The organism is Mesorhizobium sp. WSM4847, from assembly GCF_055811335.1.
The window spans coordinates 20,684-42,178 of the sequence record NZ_JBVVPY010000026.1; the positions used below are offsets into that span (position 1 = coordinate 20,684).

Here is a 21,495-nt window from a genome sequence, read left to right on the forward strand (position 1 = left end):
GTGTTCGGACTCATAGTATTTGGCCTGCTTCCCAATCGGCGAATGCGAGGTGGTTCGGCGACTGCCAGCGGCCAAGCAATACCTCGCAGCTGTTTGGCGCGCCAATCGGCCGCCACATTGAGGAATCCCGTAGCATGCTCGACAGATTGAACCCGAGAACGCGAACCGCCTCGTCATTGGTGGGCTGCGTCAGCGCGGCGATATAGCCCCGCCATTGCCAGTCTTTAGATTCGCCTGGCGCGGACTGATGCCAGTCATTGTTCCCACCATTAGTTTTGTTGCGCCCGTAACGATTCAATCCGACGGCAGGGTGCAATTGCTGCTCACGCGGATCTATCGGCTGGAAGATGCCCGAGAGCCCGCCTTTTGATCCACCTTTTAAGGTCTCGAAGTTAGAAAGTATAAAGGTCGCGAAATGATGGCGAGGCAACTCGCCGCCTTGTGCCGCGCGGCAGAAGGCGTCGCGAAATTCTAGGTGCCATTCCCGCGGACGCGGCTGAGTCGTCGGCGGCCCATATTCGACTTGGGGCGTGTGAGTCGGCACTGACACCACGTCGATATGATCAGGTGGGTTGGCGAATGGTGACTCAGCGGCGTTCACTGCAACAAGTGGCGTGGGTGTGGCGCGGTCAGTCGGAAGGTTAAGGGCATCCGAGCAGATCAATGGTTGGATAGTAACGGAGAGGTAACGCTTGTCGACGGGCAACAGCGTAACTAGCGAAAGTAGGTTAGCCTCCTCCATCATCCTCTCGGGAAGCGGACTAAACTCGTACTGTGAACGCACCAGTTTCGGGTGGATACAGATACGTAGGTGCTCATCCACGTCTAGCGTGAACAGGCAGCCCAGATTGAAATTGAGATTTACCGGCTGGTTCTCGAACCACGAAATAAACGGCGCGAGATCCTGCGGCACAATGGCCGGGATGGAGAGCAGCGCCTTGAGGAGTGACGTGATCTCTGCGTTCGAGAAGAGGTGACGCTTATCGCCGCCGTCTGGTCGAAGTCCAACATGAATACAGCCCAACGTGCTAACCTGGCTGATCGACCGCAGTACCGATAGCAAGGCCTTCGCCGGGGCGAACGCTTCCGGGAAAGTAACCAGGTCGAAGGGCGTACCCGCTTGGAAGCTGGTCCTGGTATAGCCGTCCATCGCACGTGGCGTGGGATTTATAAGTTCAGTTATTACTTGCTCGAAGATGTCGCCATGAACGGCAGGTGCATAAACACTGGGCTCGACGACTCGAACGACGAAACTGCGACGATCTCGCAACACCTTCCATACTAAGTGATTGCTCAGCAGCTTGGATGAAGAGTTATTCGCGGTCAGAAATAGTCCTCAGTTTTCACGAGCAAGATTTTGAAGTGCTGGGCTATAGTCCCGAGCGAAGATGCCATCCTGCAGACCGGTTGCGTAAGCCGTGCGCAATTATCAAGCGTGGAAAAGCGGTTCTCTCGTATGTTTCCAACCGCTCGTCTGGGGTCGGCAGGCCGTTTTCAGGACCCCTTCGTGCCCCTGCGGGGTGGTAGGCCCGTCAGCCCTATCGAGTTCGTCGTTCAACTGTGCGGAAGGAGATCGATGCTCAATCCAAGCGTTGCTGCATTCCCATAGGGCACCTCATAACGGAAGGATCGATAGGAGCGTTTTTCGACCTCAGCGGCTTAAAGCTGCCTGTCTGCAGACGGCCCAAAGCCGGTCATCAGATAGTTCTGCAATCGGCCATCGACCGGGTTTCCTGGAGCTTTTCGAACTTTCTGCCTTGCGCCTCCAGCTGAATTTCGCGCGCTCATGAAGGAAGTTGGCGGCCCCGGACATGCAGTGATGCAGGCATGATCGAACCGCTTATTCGGGGGTTCGAGTCGGGAGAGCGCTACATCGCAAGACCCACTATCGAAGAAGCGCTCTTTTGCTATCGGCGACGGTCAGCAAGAGCGTAAACGTCGCCGAAGATCGCTGGACCACGTTCTCGATAGGCTAAATGCCCTCACGGCGCGTCCGAGGTTTGACGCACCGACGGCCCCGCCTTCACGAAGCCCTAGGCTTTCGTTTGGCAGGCGCCGGGTTGGGGTAGGTTGCGGTTTGCGTCCGAGCCCCGCCGCCTTCGCTAACGTAGATCTTTGGGCCGCGTAGTTCGGCGCAACCATCGGGTAGTCTGGCTTCAATCCCCACTTTTCGCGGTATTCGGTTGGCGTGAGCCCGTAGTGAACCGCAAGATGACGTTTCAGCGATTTGAATTTCTTCCCGTCTTCCAGGCAGATGATGTAGTCCGGCGTCACCGACCTTTTCGGATTGACGGCGGGTTCCTGCTTAGACGGCTCGGGAACATTCGGCTGACCAAGGCCTGTAAGCGACGAATGGATCGACGCGATAAGGTCTGGCAACCCAGCGACGGCAGGGGGTTTTGGCTGACATAGGCAGAGACAATGTCTGCCGTCAGCCCAACCAGATCAGCCGTCTCGGCTTCGTTTTGATCACTCGAGTATTCGCTCCTGGTATGGGGTCAAATCCTCATCACCCATTTTCCGTATATCGCAATTGTGAGCGATGCCGAGATAAATCTACCAGCCGCTTCTTCCCCCGTTAGACCAAAGCTCAACTCGCCGGTTCAGTGTGTTTGCAATCGGGAAACTGATTGCATCTACGAGACATCGATCCGTCTTTGCTGCGTCGCTCGACCAATTGACCGACGAGGCAGGCTGGGCATTGGCTCAATTCGGCCCCCTCAATCGTCTCGAAGCGGACTTCGTCGCCGGCGATCTCGCAAAGCTCATGGATGTAACGGGATGGCTGACGGCGATTGGTGAGCATATAGACCGCTCGGCTGGCACGCGTCAGCGCCACGTAAAACAGGCGCCGTTCTTCTGCGTAAGCAAAGGTCTCGGGGCGAGGAATGACCAGGTTCAACAACTCGTCGTCTTCAATGCGGCTTGGTACGCCGTAGTTGCCCTCGCTGACATCGAGCAGGACCGTGTAGTCGGCCTCGAGGCCCTTGGCCCGGTGAAACGACAGCCCGGTCACCTCGATGTTGGCAAAGGACGGCGGCCGCCCCTCGAATGGATCAAGGACGTTGTAGCGCCACAAAACCAGAACCTTGAGCTTACCGCGCTTTTCCTCGCGCCACCGGTCGGCGATGCCACCCAGAGCGGCATCAAGCCGTTCGAGCAGGCGCTGACAGGCCGCCGCAAAGTCCGGCTTGTCGCGCTTATCCTCAATGGGAACGACTCGGATCGATCGCGGGACGGCCGGGCGCGTTGAGCGGACGGCCTTCTTGATCTGTTCGGGATTGCGCTGGATGAACTTGGCGGCTGTCTCGGCAATGAGCTGGTTACAGCGATATGTCTGCTCCAGGCGCCCCTGCCAACTGGTCCCGAAGTTGGCCTCGAACTGAGTAAAGATCGTTATGTCCGATCCTGCAAAGCGGTAGATTGACTGCCAGTCGTCTCCGACCGCGAACACCTTGCTGAAGGCTTTCTGCTGTTTGAGGGCCTTGATGAGGTTGGCACGCGGCTCCGAAATGTCCTGAAACTCGTCAACGAGAATGAGGGAATAGCGGCTCCGATATCGGCCGGTCTCAACCAGCCGGACCGCGTCCGCGATCATTGAATCGAAGTCTATGCGTTTCGTTTCCTCGAGCTTTCGGGAATATGCCTGGGTGATCGCCCAGACGACGCGAGCGAATAGCTTCGCACGCTCTTTGTCATGCAAGGTCTTGGCACGTTCGAGCAGCATGTCGAGCGTCAGGTGGCTGGCACGTATGTGCTTCAAGCAGGTGGATATCAGCTGGTGATAGTGCTTGATAATGACCGGATCGAGCGCTTTGGTGATTTCGGTATGGCTCTTGCGTTCGAAAGGTATTGAGCGACGCGCCAGTTCGGACTCGAGCGTGCTGAGCAGCGTCTCGTCGCTGGCCTGAGCGGAAGTGGTCTCGAAGAAATCGATCTCATTGCGGCGATATGCCTGCCGCTTGTTCTCGGCGTGCTCGGCGTAGTCGGCAAAGGGTGAGCTTCCGTCCGCATCGAGCGCGAAATGCTCATGCACGGTTTCGATCTGCGGATAGTAGAAATCTGGATGCAGATGGCGGACGCTGCCACCGTCTTCCTCCACCGCAATTTGCCGCTCGTATTCGAAGGCGACGGAATGCAGCCAAAGCCAGTTAGCTATCTTCTTCTCCTGCAACGACTTCACGATCACAGCTGACAAGGATCCGATCGTGGCGCTACCCTTTCTAAGGGTGTCCGACACGTAGCGCTGATAGTCGGCCTGCCCGTCAAATACCTCTATCGGGATGTCGGCCTTCGGATGCACGACGAGAAGCTCGGCCCACATCCGGGCGAATTCCGGATCACTCTCCATCAGGTTCTGGACGATCGCCTCAATGACTCTGGTTTCGCCGGCGGGATGATCCACCCAGTTAGCGAGTTGGGGCGGCCGGCCCTCGACCTCTTCGATGATTCCGCGCCCGAGCGCATGAAATGTCGTGACGCGACACTCCAGGGCGTCCTCCGCGACCTGTAGCTGTGCGGCGATCCTCGTCCTGAGTTCATCGGCTGCGCTCTTGTTATAGGCCAGCAGCAGGATCTCGCCAGGTCGATAGAGCTTCTTCTCCAGGACGTAGGCAACCTTGCCGACCATCGTCGCGGATTTGCCGGAGCCTGCCGAGGCCACCAGCAGGTTGTTGTCCTCCAAGCGGATACAGGCCTCGCGCTGCTGGTCGGAAAACGAACGCCGGTCGAGGTCGTCGAAAAAGGACTGGAACCTGCTCAATTCCGAGCTGACGAAAGCCTCGTTGTAGGCATGACGAACGCCCGGGTCCGTTATCATGGCGAACGAGGCCGGGAGGGAGGCCTTGAGTCCTGCCGGCATCAGGTCTGGGTTTAGAAGCGGGTGAGAGAGGGCCGCCGCTGCGGCGCCTGGGACGCCGGCAACGGCCCTCCCCAGATCGGCCTGTGCAAGATACTGTCTGTTGCCTTCGGTAAGCTCGCGAAGCCTTTTTTCGACATCGAGCAGTCGATCCTTCTCGGTGGCGATCAGTCCAAAGAGGTGAGTGTTGATGAAGGAATGAAGGTCTGCGGCCAGTTGTGCGGCCGCGTCACCCGACAATGCCGATAGTGAATCTGTTCTGCCACGAGCGCGGATCTCCACCGTGTGCCACAAGAGGGCCTTGCTGGTGGAAATCGACACGATATCGAGGCAGCTAAGCTCTACCTCGCTATCTTGAGCCAGCCGGAAATTTCCCGAGATTTTCGGGTCTAGGGTCAGCTTCCATTTTCCCGCTGGAAACATTCGCGCAAAGAAACCTGGGCGGTAGGTCCGCGAGCGAGCAGATAGCAATTTGGTCAAGGCCACGTTTAATACGCTCGGTCAGCAAGAGCTCCTCAGGAGCGAATATCAGCAACAGATTGAGATGTTCCAAATCATCGTGGTCGGACATTGCTCGGCCCCGATGCAGGCCGCGGCTCTCGTTGGTCGACCGTCACGGGAAACAACGCAACCGCGTCGGCCCGTCAACTATCTCACTAGATAGTTGCGGCGAGTTACACCCTACCAAACGCCGGACTTTCATTTTACGTCTTACCACGCCAATGATGCGAATCTCGCGTGGAGGGGCAGTAGATGGCAATTGTTCGGCGAAGCTTCGACGCCATTCGCAGCAGGCTCACGGGCATCGGGTTCCTCAGTATTAGCGCGAGCTGGAATCCGCCAGTCGCACAACGGACCATGATCTTGCGGCTGTTCAATTTCTTGGAGAATCGGCGTGTGCTCTACGTTCCGATGCATTTCGAGGTTCCGGACCAAGTTGATCAGTCTGTGATTCAGATTCGCAATGAGCTAACACAAATCTTGAACGACCTTCCCGAGAATTCGCCAGCTGCACGGCGCGTTCGGCATCTGCGCACAGCCTCCCGGCGCTTTCTGGAGGATGCGCCGCCTGACTACCGAAACATCGCCTATCGCATGCGCAACGACGTCGATCATGGATCCCCGATCCGGCGGCATGATCATTGCGAGCGCTCGTTGACGCCTGGCTATTTCGTGGCGTTGGGGGAGTTGCGGGCAATCTTCGGATTACAGCTTTCGGCACTAGCCGCCGAATTCGAGATAGACGTGGAGGAAGACCTTGCGTCAATCTTCCCCGTTGCTGTTGAGCGCCACGATTGAATCTGTAGCGCTTCAAGACTGACGCCATGCTGACATGTGCGTGCGGATAAACGTCAAGGCTGGGGGATTATGTGACCGAGCGTAGGGGCAAGGAATCAACCGGCGAGTGGCCAACTATCGCCGAAAAGCATTGGTATGTGCTGTCGATCGTCAGTGCGACGTTCACGGCCGTAGCTATCGTAATCGCTTTTCTGTTCATTTTCAGTGACGGCTTCGATGGCGAGCATGATACCCGCTTGGCCCAAGCGCTCGCCCCCTTCGGTGTTGCACTGTTCGCGCTCGTAACTTTCTGCACGGTTAGCTGGCGAGGTTCCATTAGCGTTAGGCAGGCCAATCAAGCTGAGAACGAAGGGCGCGCAAAACTGCTTCAGGAGGGAGCTAAACTTTTGAGCGAGCCAAGCAAACCATCCCATGTGTCTGCTGGTGTCGCTACTCTAAGTGTGCTCATTCATAGCGGGCAAGGGGACTACGCGCGGAGCGCAATGAACCTGCTCGCTGATTTTGTCGAAGATCACATGTGTAACTATCACGGCAACCGGCATCGAGAAGAGATTTCCGGCGTCATGCGGTCGGGAGACGAGGCCGGTTTTAATACCGGCCGAAGCATCACCTTCTACGTTGTGGAACCCGAAGAGGATTACCACTACGACGATGATCCTGTATACTGGCACTATATTCCAGGATTCGCCTCGGTACGATATTTCGGAGGGGAATTTCCGATCGACGACGAATACGAAATTGATAGCCTGGAAAATGCATCGTTTAGCGGGGTTACAATAGCGCGATGGAAGCGGGTAACGGTGGACGGTCGATTTGAGAGATCCATGTTTAAGAATTGTGGTATCGCTCGTGTCGGCTCGATTGATTCACTGAATCATCATGCGAATTATAAATATGCTTTTGAGAAATGTGATTTTTCGAATTGCATATTCGCGGATGAGAAGATCCTCGCGGTGGATTTTCGAGAGGGCGAAAATTACTTTCGGGCTGATGCCCCTCCTACACTCGCTGTCGGAACTGCGGCAATCGACTGGGCTGCGTTACTGAATCGGAGAGGATGACTGAACGTCATAAATCAATAACCTCCCTTTTGGGCCTTTCAGCTTCAGGTCCTGGGGCTTTGGCGGTTGTCCGCTTCGAACCAGTCGCCGCTTGGCTATCGAGGGATTCTACATGCTCTGTGACAATTTGGGGCTGATACGCTACCACGTCAGAACACAGGGGTTGTTATGGCTTCGTTTTCCCAAGAACAGCTGCAGGCAATTGCGGATGCACTCGCGGATACGTCGAAGGGATTGAGAGGCCCCGAAATTGGTCACCTTCTGACGAGCTGTCGTATCAAGGATACCGATCCCGCCATCACGAAAAGACATCGCCTCTACAACGCCTTCGCCCATGAGCAGAATACGCGCCGCGATCGCACTCGCATTATTGGGTTCATCCGGAAGGCCATGAAGCCGGCGCGGTTTGTCCGCGAGCCTGAACGCTTCGAACCAATGCGTGCGAACCTCAACCGGTCGCTCGCGTTCACGGGGCTTTCGGTCGCCGCATCTGGCGAGCTATCGAAGGCAGAAAAGGTCGAGACGCTCGGGCAGGCAGAGCGGCGGGCGCGAGAGCTGCGCGAAGACCTCGCTTCACGAGGCGTGCATCCGGACGTAATGAAGTTCTGTCGGCAAGAACTGCTGCAGGACAACTATTTCCACGCTGTGCTCGAAGCGGTGAAAAGCATCGCCGCCAAGGTGCGGTCCCGCACCGGGCTCGATGACGACGGCGCCGTGCTCGTCGACAGGGCGTTCTCGGGGACACCTCCGATGCTGGCAATCAATGCCCTCGCTACGAAAAGCGAGCAGGACGAGCAGAAGGGCTTCGGCAATCTCCTGAAAGGGACGTTTGGGATGTTCCGCAATCCCACCGCACACGAGGCGCGAATAAACTGGGCGATGTCAAAGGAAGACGCCGAAGACTTGCTATCGCTTGTTTCGTTGATTCACCGTCGCCTGGACGCTGCCAGCATGCCTCCGCGGAGCTGATTGAAGGCGGTTGGCCTCTCCCTATTCGCCTAAGTCCGGGCGCCGCTTTCGACGTTCGCGCCACGCGCGATCTTCTCTTCGTAGGAGTGACTGTTTATGCCTTGCACGCACGTTCTTAACCGCGCGTCCGACCTTGGCGATATCGGCCCGCAGCCGATCTGGGGAAGCGCCCAAAGTCTCAGCTATGGATTCCGCCGTGGTGTTTTCCCGCATGAATTCGCGAGAAACCACCGCCATCTCGGGTCCAACGGGAAATATGCTGCGATGGATGTCGATGTGGTTACCCACGATTTCCAATTGGAAGGGGTTGTCCAAAGCCCGGATGAAACGATCCGGCGTCGGCTGATCCCCGAGCCATAAATCGTAGAGAGCGGATCGATGCAGCAAAGTCACATCATCGGTGACGTTGTGTGCCGTCTTTGCGTGCACATACCTGTCCTGGAAGAACCTCGTAACAGCAGACCAGTCCGTGAAGTAGACGCCATCCTGCAACCCTGGCAAAGAAAAAGGCAGCGAATTTAGTATGCAAGGGACGACCTCCTTGTTCGCAGCCTCAGGGCCAAATTCCTCGGTTAGGATATCTGGATATTGCCGAAGCGCGTCTGCTTGGCGCTGCAGTTGGCGCGCGTTGGAGCGGTTTTCGAGCGCGAAGTAATACGCCTGTGCGGGGTTTCGGCCCGAGAGGCTGCGATTCTTACACTCAAACAGAAAAACACGGTCGCCCCAGACAAGAACGGCATCGAATTCATATACCTCTGCCTCGCGTTTGACCTTAAAGCCCCGGCAATCCATTTCGCGGTCAGTGAAAAACTTGCGTACGCTGGTCTCGAAAGCGGCTCCCTTTCGTGACAGCTGCTCGCGCAGTCTGGAGAGGTTTGAGAGGACGACGCTGACAATATGGGTTGCGAGAACGGCTGGAGCGAAGAGAATAAGCTTGCCGCTAGAGGTCCTTACCAGCGGGCAGTCATACATATCGCGGCTGGTCCGTCCCAAAGACACATGCCCGAGAAAGATCCGTGTCGCCTCCGCAGAGAGCCCCACCTGCTGCAATCTGGCGGACAGCTCGGCCTCTTCGATAAGGATTACGCCAGCAGGGGTACTGTCGAAGCGCTCCTCCGCCAGGCCTTTCAGGAATGCGTAGCCACGCAGCCATTCGACCAAGCGGAGTTTGCCGGGCCGAGCAAGATCCTCGACCACCGCGTAGCCTAATATTGCGGACAACGATACGGCCGAATGAGCCTCCTCGGCCGACACGTAAGCATCTGGAAGCAGAGGAGCAGGTCCGGCGATGCCGCGTAATCCCTGACGCATTCGCGTTTCAAAGGACATCTCCAGGAATGTCTGCACCAGACGGTCCTGCAGCCGTTCGTTGGCGATGAAATCCCACAGCCACGTTTCCGTCGGGCCTGTGTCGATTACGCGCTGAATATTGTCGGGCAGCCCCTTTGGACGGGCCTCGCCCGTCAGTTCGGTCCACTCCGTCTCTAGAAATCTGCGGTGTTCCTCCGTGCGTTCCCACCGTCCCCAGCAAATACCAAGGACTTCGGTGGAGCCCGCCTTGTAGATGGTTTCCTCATCCGCAGGATCGAAATCTGGCACGACGAGCAGGCCATTCTTGTCGAACCAATCGTTGGTATACCCTTCCATCAACAGGGTGCTGGTCAGAGTCTTGACGATCGCGTCGGAGGCTGCATCCGGCGAAAAGTCGTTGCCATCGTCGTCCTTCAGGAGAACGCCTGCCATGGCCTCAAGGGTTTCTCCCTGGCGTATGGCTGCAGCGGCGCGCTTGTTTACGTCCTTATACTGAGCGTTTGCGCGCTGTAGGTAGGCGGCTACCCTTACGTCTGGCAGCAACTTCGATACCTCAGCGCGAGCGAGCAATGTGAGAATGCCACGATAGCCATCCTCGATCGTCCGAAACGTCGCGCGGACGCTCTCAAAGCAAGACAGCGCGTCGTCTCCCAAGCGTTCCTTGAGATATGCGGCCAGTCCGTCGAGCAGCTGGTCTCGTAGCTTCTCGCGTTTCGGGTCTGGATATCTGAGAACTAACCGCCCGCATCGCCTTACGTGGCCCAGCAGTTCACCGGCGAGCGCTTCATCGAACTCGATCGCGTCCAGGTGAGTCTTAAGCTTTTGCCACGACAAGTCGTCGAGGGCGTCTTTGATCTCGCCTTCGCTAAGTTGCTTTTCCATGTGACTTATCTGCGGCTTGAATGCGCCGGCGTCCTTTTCGACCAAATGGGCTGAAATCTCTGAGCGCAGATCTGGTGTTTTCGCAAGGGCACGTGCGACATTCAGTTGAGAACTCTACACGGCTCACCGTGAAAATTATTGGTTTAGCTACTGAATGAGCCGATTAGAGTGCCAAGCGGGCTCTTGGGAATCTGTCATGATCATCGACCAGAAGCATCCCATCTCTTGGTCCCTCGTCGAGCGCGGCGCCGACGGCCGGAAAGTGATGACGGATCCCGCAATCACAAAACCATTCCTCTATCACATGCTGGAATGGCGTTACGCCAAGTTGATTTTCGAAACAAACAAACTGCGGCTCTCGCCCGTTCGATGTTGGCAGGACCCCTATGAGCGGTGGTGGTGCGATCGTCTGTTCAATCGCCCCGGTCCATTGTCGGGATTTCAATCGTACGGCTCGTGTTGGACCACAGGTGCACATGACGAACCGCGTTGGCGAATGGCAGGCTTTGGTCCCGAAAAAGAAACTCCTGTTGTCCGAATCCGCTGTCGTGTGGATGCGATGGTGAACGCGGCAAAAACCCTCATCGAGAACAGCGCTGGCTCCGCTTTTCTAGGCCGCGTCCAGTATCGTGGCGAGAGAACTCTTATTCGTCTGGCTCAGTCGATCGCAGAAGGATCGAAGAAAGAAGTTACCCGGATGGCCGCGACCATGCTGTTGCACAAGCGGCGGGCCTTCAAGTTCGAAGACGAAGTGAGACTCCTTTGGCTGGACAAGCAGGCATTGAGAGAGGGTGTCTATATCGACATCGAGGCGAAGACGTTCATCAATCAAGTGATGATTACACCTCATGCAAGCCCCGCTGAAACGACGAACATCAAACGGGAGATGAAGCTTTTTGGCGTATCTTGCCTCGCGTCTGGCGTGTTGAAGTCGCCGCGTTAGGTCGGTCTGCGAATCCTTGTGCCTCACGCAGTCCGTTCCCATTTGTACCGGGGTCGAAACCGGGATTTTAACGCATGGGCGGACGCTATGGTGAGGTAAGCGGAAGTTCGAAGATTGAGACCTACCTTGAATATGTGCATCAGGTCGAACGATAATCCAGACCCGCGCTACAAGAAGCAGTGTAAGCGAGAGATGGTTCAAGACCCTGAAACCGGGGAGTGGGTCTTAGCCTTCCACCAGCATACCTAGCTGGTGATTTGATTCCCCGAAGTTATGTGGCTGCTTTGCACGCAATTTTGAAGTGGCCGCCGGATCGGAGCAAAGAAGGGTGCGGCGTGTGAGTTGAGGTCGCACAAAGACACGCTTCCGGTGGACGAGTAGCAATTTATGCGAAGACTTTCGACCCTATATCTCGGCATCGGCACCCATGCTGCCACAGTGCCGCCGATCTGGTCGGGGCAAGCCCCCTTGTCGTCGCCCCCCGTTCGGGCGAAGAACCCATTCGGGCTCTGGTCCTTAGGCCTCCGATCGGGCTGCATTAGCTGGGTGATGCAGTCCTGCCCGATCGGCAGAGTGTCGGCGAGCCCGGCTTGCGGGCCGATATCGTTCAGCTTGCCGGTTTCCATGAGCGTAACCATGGCGGCGGCGCGTTCGCCGCCGCAGTCGGAACAGGCGAAGAGGGTTTGCGGCCGATGGCTATGCCGAGTAGCGCTCGCTCGGCGGCATTGCTGGTCAGGCAGATACGGCCATGCCGAGGAGGCGGGTGAAGGCGGGTTGTGTTCAAGCTGCTTGCTAATGACATGGCGGCCGGTTGGCTAAGCAGGTTTGGCGCCGTAGCCCACGTGTGGTCGTCTGCCTGCCATCTTCGCTACGGTCGATGCAACAGTAATTTTCAATTCAATCGGTGTCTATGCCCCAAGATTTGCTGCCCCGAATTTTTCAGGCCGACATTCATCGTTTCTACAAGCGCATCGTGCTGCCTGCGCTGGACAACCTGCCAATCCATAGCGGCGTAAAGACCAGCGGGTCTGCGGCGTCCATGGCGGAGTTTCTCGAACACGCCCAAATGCACACGTCGAAGATGCTCGCTTTCGAAGCGCGACGCAGCTTTGCGCTCACACTTGACGGCCTCTTTGAGCGCCAACTCCGGATTTGGGCAAGGGTACATGTCCTGGACGATCGGCGTCCCGGTATTGCCACTGTGGAAGTCAATAAACTTGTCCGAGGCGTGGGTTTGCGTCATGGCCTCGATCTGGAAACAGGGCAGGTGAGGGAAACAATCGAGGAATTGCATCTGTTAGGAAACGCCGTTCGGCATGGCGACGGAGGTTCTTTGATCAAGTTGCGTGCCTGTGCTCCTCACCTTTGGCGCTATGCGGACGACACCGTCGCTGCAAAATCGGAAGAGCATGCCATTCTTAGTGAAGGCATTCAGCTCTCCGACAGCGACTTCACGCGCTACGTGCGCGCTCTAACGCGGTTTTGGGGATTGGCTGACCGGGAGCCGGGCGCCGTGATCGACATGCCGTATTGAACGCGGGCCTTGAAAGTTAGGTGGTCGCCACTTGTGCAAATCGCGCCGCCAGCTGACCGGGTATCGCGTCATAACTTCCGGCCTTTTCGACATGTCGAGTGAGGGCGGCAAATGTTTCCGATTTCTGCCGGGCAAGCCTGAAGGCTTCATAGGTTCGTTTGTCGACATAGGTCACGTCGGCATAAGCGGCGAGGCAGGCCAGATAGCGGTCTGTCAGTTCACTACCGTCCCATTCATGGGTATCAGGGTGGAAACGTCGAATGGCATTGTAGATGATTCCCGAGGGCAATCGGTCCTCCTTTACACGCGCAATGAGCTCCGGCCAGGGCAGCCTTAACTTTGCGTTCAGCACTTCCAGTTTTCTGCGGAAAACCGCCATGTCACCGATGTCGCCGAGGGTCGTGTCGGGGCCGATATCCGACAGGTCAAATCCCCAGGCTTGCAGAATCCGGAGGCCGGGATTGTCGGGGCGAACGACCTCCGTGCCAATGCGTATGATGTCTTTCATGAAAGCGCGCGTTGTATGGTCCGCGTCGGGAATGCGCGTATCACCACGCTCCCTGATATTTGCGGCAAGGCCGTGATGGAGGCGCTGGAACTGCCGCAGCATATCATCCGGCGCCCGCATCTTATCCTTCAAGAGGTCTATTATCTTGGCGTCAGAGTTGCCGGCAAAGTCGGATTTTGAAATGGCCACCACTTCGCGGGTGTGTTCTTCGCTGTCGCTGAAACCTTCACGCAGCGCCGTCCAGCTTTCGAGAAATGGCCGAACGAGATCAGCGCCGCTCGTGATGCGAAACATATTTCGTGCCGCTTCTTCGCGCACGGCGGGCGCGCTCGTCGCCGGATTTTGAAATGCGGCGGCTATTTCGAAGGATTGCAGGTCGGCGACTGAACCAACGATGTCTTCCTTCAGGAAGGAGTCGATGGCAGCGACCAGGGGCAGCGACTGAAGGTACGCGACACGCTGCGCGGCCACTTCCTCGCTTCGGTGCGAAAACAGCTCCTGAAAATGATGCCAAGAGAGCAGCAAAACACTGCCGGTCTCCATGAAAGCCTGATCGAAGGCTTCGGCCCGCCTTAAGCGCGCGCTGTCTGCGCTCGCCTTGTCCCCGGCGATAGCGCCAAGGTGGGAGGAATCCAGGGCAACGAACTTCGGGAGAAGAAACTTACGACCAAGTGTTTCCAATATGGGTTCCCACCAAAGGCTACCGCAATCGTAAGCCGGCCAATGCGCTGATAAGGAGTAATTTATAGCCAATTAAAGCGGTTAGTTGAAAGTTTTCGTCAGGAAGTATTGGCTCGGACTATGATCGCGAATCAGAATCGCACTAAATCCCAATAATCCCATCATGGCGAGTTGATAAGTCCCTTGCGCAAGCCTGCGAAAAAGAAAGCCACGACCACCAATCTGGTCAGACCGAGCCGTGACGGAGACCAATTTCACTACCTGTGGGCGGCGCGCCGCTGCCTTCATCTTCTTCCGCCCGGATCGGATCTCAAATCGGTAACTGTTGAGGGCGCATCCCCATCAGATAAGACCGCAAAGGGACCGATCACAGCCGGAGAGGAAGTGATCGATCTCGCCGAGTACTTTGGGGACCGTGATTTTGCTAAGGCAACCCTTGTCCGGTACATCCAGCTCAAACATTCGACCGAGGCGCCGAACAAGCCCTGGCCAGCAAGCGGGCTTGAAAACACGATCGCCGGCTTTGCCAAACGGTACAAAGCCATTCTCACTGGCTCTTCGAAGAATGGTGGCTATCCCACCCTCGAGTTTGTTTTCGTATCGAACCGGCCAATCAGCCAGGCGGTGATTGCAGCAGTCGAGAACGCGGCGAAAGGACTTGTGGTCAAGCCGGCCGACCTAACGAAGCTAGAAACATACACTGGTCTTAAAGGAGCTAAACTCGCGGATTTTTGCAAGTTGCTGAAGCTTGAGGGCAGGCACGATGCGCTGTGGGACCAAAGAAATATCCTTTTCCAGGATGTCAGCCAGTATTTGCCGGATGCGGATGTCGATGCACCAGTCCAGCTAAAGGAGCTCGTGAATCGCAAGGCTCTTTCTGAGGCCGCATCCAATCCCAGCATTGAACGCATGGATGTGCTTCGGGCGTTAAAGGTCGACGAAGGACGGCTTTATCCCGCGCCGTGCCGCATCGAGCAGCTAAGCAACGCCATTCCGCGCGAACAGGAACGCGACCTCGTCAACGCCATTATCGGGGCTGCAAACCGGCCCATCGTGGTTCATGCTGAAGGCGGCATTGGCAAGTCGATCTTTGCCAGCCGCATTCATCTCGGACTTCCGCAGGGCTCGGGGAGCGTCCTCTACGATTGCTTTGGGAATGGCCAGTATCGCAGCGCCACCGGCTATCGCCACCGCCACAAGGATGCCCTCGTTCAAATCGCAAATGAGCTTGCCGGAGAAACCTTGTGTCACCTCTTGATCCCGACATCACACGCGGGGGCGAGTGACTACCTGAAGAAATTCATCTTTAGGCTTAAGCAGGTCGCCGGCCTTCTTCGTGCGGAAAATCCGGATGCGCTGCTTTGTATCATCATCGATGCCGCTGACAACGCACAGATGGCGGCGGAAGAGATTGGCGAGGCGCGCGCTTTCATCCGCGATTTGCTGAGGGACCAGATACCGGACGGCGTGCGCATCGTCGCGCTTTGCAGGTCTCACCGCCAGGAGAAATTGGACCCGCCGCCGAACACGTTGTCGCTAGAGCTGGAATCTTTCAGCCGGGATGAGACCGCCGCCCATCTGCGTCAGGCTTTCCCCGATGCCAGTGAACGGGATATCGACGAATTTCACCGCCTTAGCTCCAAGAATCCGCGGGTTCAATCGCTTGCCCTTTCAGGCAGCGGGAAGCTCCCAGAAATTCTCCGCGAACTTGGCCCCAATCCGACCACCGTCGAAAAAGCAATTGGCAATCTGCTGTCCGCCGCGATTGCCAAAATGCGCGATGAGGCCGGCTCCGTAGAGAAAACCCAGATCGACCGCATCTGTGCAGCCCTTGCTGCCTTGCGGCCGCTCGTTCCGATTTCGGTCCTGTCTTCGATGTCAGGAGTTTCGGCCTCGGCCATCAAGAGCTTTGCATATGACCTTCGGCGCCCGCTTATCGTCACGGGCGAAACCATCCAGTTTTTTGACGAGCCTTCCGAAAGCTGGTTCCGGGAAAGGTTCAGGCCGACAGCGGCCGATCTCACTGCGTTCATTGCCAGCATCAAACCACTTTCGTCGGGTAGCGCCTATGTCGCAGCAGCGCTGCCGCAACTTATGCTGGAGGCTGGGCAGTTTGACGAGTTGGTAGCGCTCGCACTGTCATCGGAGGGGCTCCCGGAACTCAACCCGCTCGACCGGCGTGATGTCGAGCTTCAGCGCCTGCAATTTGCCCTGAAGGCGAGCCTCCGCGCCAAGCGCTACCTCGATGCTGCCAAGCTCGCATTGAAAACCGGGGGTGAGACGGCAGGCGACGAGCGCCAGCGGGCGCTGCTGCAGGGAAACACGGATTTGGTTTCGGCCCTCATGGAAGGGGACCGCATTCAGGAACTTGTTTCGCGTAAAATCTTTGGCTCGCGTTGGGTCGGCTCACACAACGCCTATGAAGCTGCGCTGATGTCTGGCCATGCGGAGCTGCTAGGCGATGCGCGCAGCCGGTTGCGAATGGCTGCGGAGTGGCTCCGCAACTGGTCACGGCTCACCGACAAGGAACGCAGCCGTGAAAGGGTGACCGAAAATGACATCGGTGAAATGGCCATCGCATACTTCAACATTCATGGCGCGGGTGCTTGCGTTAACAGTCTGAAAGGATGGACGCCGCCTTCGGTTCCGTTTGGTGTCGGTCGCTACCTTGCGCGTCGCTTCGTTGATCACAGCCGATACAAAGACCTTGACGCGCTTGCGCTTGCGGCAAGAGACAATGTCTATCTGCTGCTAGCTATCGTCGTAGAACTGGGCGAAGTCAACCGCACGCCGCCCAAGGCCGCTCTGGCAAAATGCCTCAAGCACCTGTCCAAGCCATCATTCACGTTCGAGACAGGAGAGAATTGGAGCGGCCATGAGCGCCCCTTGACTGCGGTTACAGCGTTGGTCGAGGCATGCCACCGATTGTCCATCGGCACCGAACCAGCGCTCGCCAAGCTTATGTCGCGCTATTTGCCCAAAGAGCCTCCACGCGGTTTAGGCACCCGTTTCAACGACGCGCGGTCACCGATCCTTCGAGCTTACACCCTGCGGGCGGCACTGCTTGGAAAGCCGCTGGAACTGCTTGACCTTGCCCATGCCGAGCTTCGTGCGGAGATTGAAAAAGAAAACCACTATTCCCATTCGCAAGAAGCCCAGGAGTTCAAGGAGGACGTCGGCGCCTTGTTGCCCTGGCATACTCTTCGGGCTGAGCGGCTGATAGGAAAAGCTGGTAAGGCAGGGTTGGCGGATGCAATTTCGCTGACCATCAAAGAGTCTGCTTCTGCCGCGCGGATCAACCACCGTGAAGAGTGGCGTACCGCCGACCAAGTTGCAGACCTCTGGTTAGCCGTCCTTGTGCACGCCAAGGCGACAAACAGCAGCTCTATCAAGACGTTCATGGATTGGGTTGCAGGGTTGAAGCGGCCCCTTTACACGCCAACGCTCGCGCGGCTTGCGCGCTTTATGGCGCGTGTTGGGGGACTGTCAGGCTACGCGCTTCAATACGCGACCCAAGCGTTTCAACTGACGAAGGATGAACGCGAGGACGCCGATTCAAAAGCCGAAATGTACGTAAGCTTGGCAAGATCGGTGCTCGCCGCAAGCCGGTCGGAAGCCAACGCCTATTTCGATGAAGCTGTCGACGTCGCCAGCAAGGTTGGCAACGAAAATACGGACCGCTGGGCGGCCCTGTTGGATTTAGCCGAAGCCGCCGCCGATCAGGCCCAACCTATTCCCGAAATGGCGTACAACCTTGCCCGATGTGCCGAAGTAACCTATGACTACGTTGCGCGGGACAAGCATTTCGACTGGCATCGAACCGTCGAGGCGATTGCAGCTCTGTGCCCGGTATCGTCGTTCGCCATATTGAGCCGGTGGCGCGACCGTGCCTTTGGTAGGGCCGGCAGGGTTTTGCGGATAGCGGCCGAGTTCCTTATTGAACGGAAAGTGCTGGACGCCCGCAAGGCCATTCCCCTGATTGGGTTCCGTGCGGAATGGGATGAGGCGGATATACTCGCTTCCGCGCTCGAAGCCTGTGGAACGAAAGCCGAGAAACAGTCTGTTGCGGACTTCGGCTACCATTACATAAAAATGCAGGGGCACACGGTCTCGACCTGGCGCAAGGTAAAGGACCTTTTCGCCAAGCACGGCATTGTCGCATCTGGTGTCCAAGAGCGTCTTAATCACCAGGAGCGCAGCGAAGAGAGAGGCGAGGACGACGAGGGCACCAGAAAAGGCCTCCTATCCAAGCGCTGGAAAGAAGATGCCAAGAAAGATTGGCGTGCTATTTTCCGAGGCGTTAATCCCGTTGTGGCTAATGAACTCTCGCAAGCCCAGCAGCGATTCCACAAAACTGAGCCACCATTCTATCAGGATCAATTTTTCCAGCAGGCCATCGCGCGCATTCCCACAGGGAAGGAAGCCGAGTTTGTTGCCGCATTGACCGCAGTGCCTGAATTTGACCTTCACCATCTGCGAAGTTTCCTCGAGAATTTCCCCGCAGATTGGAAAGCAAGGCTTTCGGTGAAGGCCGCGATTGCAACCACCTTGCGCACCTTCTGCCGCCGGTATTGCATGGAGGTGACCCGTGGCCGGTACTACGAAGTGCTGCCGTTCAAGACCGCCTGCGAGCTGGCCGGTGTTCCTGAAAGCGATGTGCTTGACGTCGTTTTGACAGGTATCGGCGAAGTTACAGAGATAATAGATGTTCGCCGGTTGTTTACGCTTGTGGGGCTGCTTGCCGGCAGGCTGACCCGAAACGAAGCATTAGACGCGCTTGGCTTTGGCCTGAAACTTTTCGATGCCGTCCTTAAAGAGACCGACGGCGATGGGCCATGGTCTGCGGCCCTTGCGCCAGCAGGGGACATCGATAGCGCCGTTGCAGGTTATGTGTTCGGCGCGCTGGCTTCGCCCCGAGCGTCAGGGCGTTGGGAGGCCGCGCATGTGGTTCATGGTCTCTGCGTGCTTCGGCATCACAGGATCGTTTCTGCTCTGGTGGCATTTGTCGACGGCAATTCGGGTGGTGCCTTTGCCGACGCCAGCCTGTTTTTCTACAGCATGCATGCGCGCCAGTGGCTGCTGATCGCTCTTGCCCGGGCAGCCGGGGACTGCCCCGACGTTGTGGAAAACCATGCTGATTTCATCCTCAAACACGTTGCCCCATCGGAGACTCATGTTGTCATTCGTGAATTGGCGAAGCGGGCTGCGCTCGCACTGATCGATGCCGGATTGCTGGATGCAGGATTGCGCGCACAAATCGTGACCGCGAACGTGTCGCCGTTCCCGGCGATTGAAGGACACTCGTATGAGCGCGGAAGCGCGCGTTCGTCGCCAAAGGCGGTCGACGATGATCGCTTCTATTTTGACTATGACATGGAATCATATTGGTTCCCGCCATTAGCGAAATGCTTCGGCCTTCTAGGCAACGACGTCCAGCAGCGGGCCGCAACAGTCATAACTGCGGACTGGCAGTATCCCGGTCGATTGCACTGGGAAGAAGATGCCCGAAGCCGGCGCAAGATGTTCGACTATGATGACACACGGCATTCGAACAGTTCGTACCCGAGCGTTGATGATCTCCGGTTCTACCTAGGATCCCATGCCACGATGGTCGTGGCTGGGCAGCTTTTGGCCACTACGCCGACCTATCGTAGCCCGGACTCGACCGAGGACGACTTTTCGGAATGGCTCCGCTCGAACCATGACTTGTCCCGCCAGGACGGCTATTGGCTCGCTGACCGGCGAGACCCTATCCCGCTCGATATTCTTTCCTCGAAAAATGACATCAAAGACACCGATTGGCCTTCATCCGTTCGCCGCGCGGACATAGATCGTGTGTTTTCCCCATCGCCGGGAATGGTGACGCTTTGGGGGCATTGGGATGCTTCGTCAGGCAGGCAACGCGAAGAATGCACGATCCGAAGTGCCCTTGTTTCGGCCGAGAGGGCATCGGCGCTGCTTCGCGCGCTGCAAAGCGCTGATGACCCCGATGACTACCTGATTCCGAATGCTGAAGATGACCGCCAGATCGACTTCGGGGCATTTCAGTTGAAAGGCTGGATTGTTGATCGCACGCATGACCGGGGTATTGACGACAAAGACCCGTGGGCAGGGGATATTCGCTACCCGGCACCGCGGCCCGCGCGTGTGATTATCGACGCGATGAAACTGACCGCCGACCGCGAAAGCCGCTGCTGGCGGCTGGGTGACAAGGGGCCGGCTGCCATACTCAGCGAAACCTGGGGGGTGTTTCACGAAAAGGACGATGATGCCGGCGACAAGCGCGGCAGCCGGGCCCAGGCTTCGCTGCCGTTCGTTCGAGAGCTATTGCGCAAGCTCGACATGAACATGATCGTTAAAGTGGAAATAGAACGGCGGCGCAGCTACTCTCGATACGAAAGCCGAGATGACGATGACAGCAAGAAAGCCCCGCCCACAGTCCAACTCTTCCTCATCAAATCCGACGGAAGTGTCCAAACATGCTGACGCGATTTTGGCCCTTGGCAAAAAGCTCATCGCCGAACTGAAGCTCGCCGACACCAACGACACCCTGTCGCGCTGGATGGTCCATTACCTTGCGGAGCAAATCAAAAATGCCGAGCAGGCAACTGTGAAGGATCTCGCGCATCGAGTCGTAGCATGCCGCGATGCGATCCTCGCGCTTTGGCAGCACAGGCACGAGCTGCCAAGTGGCAGCCGTCCGTTTCAGGAACTGGAACCAATATTAAGAACGTTGGCGTCACTCGATACTGACGCCGGGCCGTTTCGCTATTTCCCGCCTCCGTTGCCACCTGAGAGTGTGCGCAAAGAGAGCAAGGAGTCGCAACAATGGCTGCAATTGGCGGAGCGTCTCGACTATTCGGCGCGCATCCTCATCAGGCAATGCCTGGCGAACGCAGCAGACAACGCGATCGACAAGTCAAAAGAATGGATCGCGCTTGCCCAGAAGGCCGGCCTTGAGCAGATTGAATTGCCGATCTTGCGGATCATTATTTCAGACGGCGATCTCGCCGACACAAGCGATCCCGACGAAGAGCAGCGGAAGCTGCTGAAGGATCGCGCAGACAAGCTACGCGGATTTGTGGAACTCGCAACAACGGTCATCGAGGAATACGAAAGCCAACTCAACGGCAAGCCTGACGCAAAAGTCAAAAGACCCAAAGCCCTTAAAGAGACTGCTGTTTCCCGTTTGGCCAAGCCTGCACAGTTGATCATCGAAAAGCGTCGGTCTCGCCGCAAAAGGCCAACGAAGAAGCTTTGAGCCTTCCGTAGACTACTTGACGATTTGTGGGGGTCGTGCCGCGGAGCAAGACCGGGCTCTAGGCGCACGCGCACGAAGCCGCTGCGCATCTCCGCCCGTTGGGTGACGATCCTTTGCCCAAGATAGGGGTCAGAGGGCTCCACCCTCACACCTTGGCAACAAAAAAAATACCATCCCCCAATCGCTCG

Annotated in this window: 11 protein-coding genes and 2 pseudogenes; 7 read left to right on the forward strand and 6 right to left on the reverse strand. The window is 57.1% G+C overall.

The features are described from left to right. Window positions 1-10: 10 nt before the first annotated feature. From AC0L28_RS28675 to AC0L28_RS28685, 3 genes and pseudogenes are all read right to left on the reverse strand, one after another. Window positions 11-1,150, reverse strand: coding sequence for a hypothetical protein (locus AC0L28_RS28675; RefSeq protein ID WP_473481552.1), 1,140 nt, complete (start codon window positions 1,148-1,150; stop codon window positions 11-13). Between the two features lie 770 nt (window positions 1,151-1,920). Further along, window positions 1,921-2,444 (reverse strand): annotated as a pseudogene (locus tag AC0L28_RS28680) (Ros/MucR family transcriptional regulator). Window positions 2,445-2,590: 146 nt separating this feature from the next. After that, on the reverse strand, window positions 2,591-5,338 hold the full coding sequence (locus AC0L28_RS28685) for a UvrD-helicase domain-containing protein (RefSeq protein ID WP_473481553.1): 2,748 nt from the start codon (window positions 5,336-5,338) through the stop codon (window positions 2,591-2,593). 273 nt (window positions 5,339-5,611) lie between these two features. Here AC0L28_RS28685 and AC0L28_RS28690 point away from each other — a divergent pair, with 273 nt between their 5' ends. The 3 genes from AC0L28_RS28690 to AC0L28_RS28700 all read left to right on the forward strand — a co-directional run bounded on the left by AC0L28_RS28690 (window position 5,612) and on the right by AC0L28_RS28700 (window position 8,187). Next, complete coding sequence (locus AC0L28_RS28690) at window positions 5,612-6,157, forward strand: DUF6650 family protein (protein WP_473481554.1); 546 nt, start codon at window positions 5,612-5,614, stop codon at window positions 6,155-6,157. A 71-nt stretch (window positions 6,158-6,228) separates the two neighbouring features. Then, the gene (locus AC0L28_RS28695) at window positions 6,229-7,218 is read left to right on the forward strand and encodes a hypothetical protein (RefSeq protein WP_473481555.1); all 990 of its coding nucleotides are present in this window, start codon (window positions 6,229-6,231) and stop codon (window positions 7,216-7,218) included. A gap of 168 nt (window positions 7,219-7,386) precedes the next feature. Further along, on the forward strand, window positions 7,387-8,187 hold the full coding sequence (locus tag AC0L28_RS28700; protein ID WP_473481556.1) for a TIGR02391 family protein: 801 nt from the start codon (window positions 7,387-7,389) through the stop codon (window positions 8,185-8,187). 21 nt (window positions 8,188-8,208) lie between these two features. Here the strand turns inward: AC0L28_RS28700 and AC0L28_RS28705 are convergent, their stop codons facing one another. Continuing rightward, the gene (locus AC0L28_RS28705; protein ID WP_473481557.1) at window positions 8,209-10,380 is read right to left on the reverse strand and encodes a nuclease-related domain-containing protein; all 2,172 of its coding nucleotides are present in this window, start codon (window positions 10,378-10,380) and stop codon (window positions 8,209-8,211) included. Between the two features lie 196 nt (window positions 10,381-10,576). Here AC0L28_RS28705 and AC0L28_RS28710 point away from each other — a divergent pair, with 196 nt between their 5' ends. Next, entirely contained in the window at window positions 10,577-11,323 is a 747-nt protein-coding gene (locus AC0L28_RS28710) for a hypothetical protein (RefSeq protein WP_473481558.1), read from the forward strand. Between the two features lie 569 nt (window positions 11,324-11,892). Here the strand turns inward: AC0L28_RS28710 and AC0L28_RS28715 are convergent. Then, window positions 11,893-12,071, reverse strand: a pseudogene (locus AC0L28_RS28715) (IS66 family transposase); the annotation flags it as partial. Between the two features lie 162 nt (window positions 12,072-12,233). Here AC0L28_RS28715 and AC0L28_RS28720 point away from each other — a divergent pair. Further along, on the forward strand, window positions 12,234-12,857 hold the full coding sequence (locus AC0L28_RS28720; protein WP_473481559.1) for a hypothetical protein: 624 nt from the start codon (window positions 12,234-12,236) through the stop codon (window positions 12,855-12,857). Between the two features lie 16 nt (window positions 12,858-12,873). Here the strand turns inward: AC0L28_RS28720 and AC0L28_RS28725 are convergent, their stop codons facing one another. Continuing rightward, a complete protein-coding gene (locus tag AC0L28_RS28725) occupies window positions 12,874-14,046 on the reverse strand; it encodes a hypothetical protein (RefSeq protein WP_473481560.1) in 1,173 nt (390 codons plus the stop codon). 183 nt (window positions 14,047-14,229) lie between these two features. Between AC0L28_RS28725 and avs3a the strand changes: the two genes are divergently transcribed. Both avs3a and avs3b read left to right on the forward strand, forming a co-directional pair. Continuing rightward, window positions 14,230-20,532, forward strand: coding sequence for an AVAST type 3 anti-phage nuclease/ATPase Avs3a (gene avs3a / locus AC0L28_RS28730; protein ID WP_473481561.1), 6,303 nt, complete (start codon window positions 14,230-14,232; stop codon window positions 20,530-20,532). Further along, on the forward strand, window positions 20,453-21,307 hold the full coding sequence (avs3b, locus tag AC0L28_RS28735; protein WP_473481562.1) for an AVAST type 3 anti-phage proein Avs3b: 855 nt from the start codon (window positions 20,453-20,455) through the stop codon (window positions 21,305-21,307). Before avs3a ends, avs3b begins: the two co-directional genes overlap by 80 nt. The last annotated feature ends 188 nt before the right edge of the window (window positions 21,308-21,495 follow it).

Bases quoted from the DNA above. Each gene is read 5' to 3' on its own strand.
- AC0L28_RS28675 (WP_473481552.1), bottom strand. From the start codon at position 1,150: ATGGACGGCTATACCAGGACCAGCTTCCAAGCGGGTACGCCCTTCGAC.
- AC0L28_RS28690 (WP_473481554.1), top strand. From the start codon at position 5,612: ATGGCAATTGTTCGGCGAAGCTTCGACGCCATTCGCAGCAGGCTCACG.
- AC0L28_RS28700 (WP_473481556.1), top strand. From the start codon at position 7,387: ATGGCTTCGTTTTCCCAAGAACAGCTGCAGGCAATTGCGGATGCACTC.
- AC0L28_RS28705 (WP_473481557.1), bottom strand. From the start codon at position 10,380: ATGGAAAAGCAACTTAGCGAAGGCGAGATCAAAGACGCCCTCGACGAC.
- AC0L28_RS28710 (WP_473481558.1), top strand. From the start codon at position 10,577: ATGATCATCGACCAGAAGCATCCCATCTCTTGGTCCCTCGTCGAGCGC.
- AC0L28_RS28720 (WP_473481559.1), top strand. From the start codon at position 12,234: ATGCCCCAAGATTTGCTGCCCCGAATTTTTCAGGCCGACATTCATCGT.
- avs3b (WP_473481562.1), top strand. From the start codon at position 20,453: ATGACGATGACAGCAAGAAAGCCCCGCCCACAGTCCAACTCTTCCTCA.